1 protein-coding gene and 1 pseudogene are annotated in these 1305 nt (G+C 47.7%); both read left to right on the forward strand.

Annotated features, from left to right (window positions below):
• Nucleotides 1–597: pseudogene (locus tag QUA42_RS27345) on the forward strand (WD40 repeat domain-containing protein); the annotation flags it as partial.
• Nucleotides 598–675: 78 nt separating this feature from the next.
• Nucleotides 676–1233 (forward strand): tetratricopeptide repeat protein, encoded by a 558-nt coding sequence (locus QUA42_RS27350; protein WP_333141795.1) that lies wholly within the window; start codon nucleotides 676–678, stop codon nucleotides 1231–1233.
• Nucleotides 1234–1305 lie beyond the last annotated feature (72 nt).

The raw sequence follows: 1305 nt of genomic DNA on the forward strand, positions 1-1305 counted from the left end.
AGTGCCGTATTTAGCCCCGATGGTAGCCAAATCCTCACCGCCAGTTTACTAGATAAAACCGCCCGTCTATGGGATACAAAAGGTAATCTCCTGGCTGTGTTCCGGGGGCATGAGGGATATGTCGAGAGTGCCAAATTTAGTCCAAATGGCCGCCAAATTCTGACTGATAGTAGGTATCCTTATGGAACTGCTCGTCTGTGGGATATTAAAGGCAATCTCCTAGCCGAGTTCCGGGGTAGGGAGGATGTAGATCGAGGGGGGGTTACGCACTACAGAGCCGTATTTAGCCCCGATGGTAGTCAAATCCTGATTGCCAGTGCGGATGGCACTGCCCTTCTGTGGGATACCAAAGGTAATCTCTTAGCACAATTCCAGGGGGGGGATCATTATCATTTTAGAGTCAACAGCGCAGTATTTAGTCCCGACGGTCGCCAAATCCTCACAGCCAGCGGCGATAAAACCGCCCGTCTGTGGGATACAAAAGGCAATCCTCTAGCCATATTCCGGGGACATGAGAAAGGGGTCAACAGTGCAATATTTAGCCCCGATGGTAGCCAAATTCTCACTGCTAGTGACGATAGAACTGCTCGCCTGTAGGACTTATCACTTGGAATAAAAGTTTCTGCTGCTGAAGTAGCATTTATCAAAGGAACTCAACTTTCTAGCCAAGGAACCATCGAATCTAGACAACTCGCACTTCAAAAGTTAGAAGAATCCCTCGCACTCTCTCGTGCCGAGCAAAACTCTGCTCAAGCTGCACTCACTCTTTTATCAATGGGTAAAATTTACGCCAATTTCGGACAATTTCAATCTGCCCTAGACTCTTACAACCAAGGATTACCCTTATCACAACAAGCCGGTGCCAAAGCCGAAGAAGCCGCTATTATCAACAGTATTGGTCAACTCTACACCGATTTATCTGACCCGAAAAATGCCCTGGATTACTATAACCAAGCTTTGCCCCTGTTTTATCAATTAAATGACCAAACGGCAGTCGCCAACACCCTCAACAACATTGGTGATATTCACGCTGCTACAGGAAACTGGAAAAATGCCCTAGACTCCTACAACAAAGCCCTGGTAATCTCCAGACCCGCAGGTAATTTAGCAGCAGAAGCTACTGCCTTAACTGGCATTGGTAGCACCTACATCGCTTCAAAAGAATGGTCAACGGCTCTGAATGCCTACAACCAAGCCCTGAGCATCTCCCGACACTTAAACGACAAAGTATAGCAACCGCCAAGGCGGTTAGGATGCAAGGCGTAGGACATCTTCGATCGCATCACGTAAACAGTCAAACCGCTT

The organism is Microcoleus sp. Pol11C2 (genome assembly GCF_036701505.1).
Lineage (GTDB): Bacteria > Cyanobacteriota > Cyanobacteriia > Cyanobacteriales > Microcoleaceae > Microcoleus.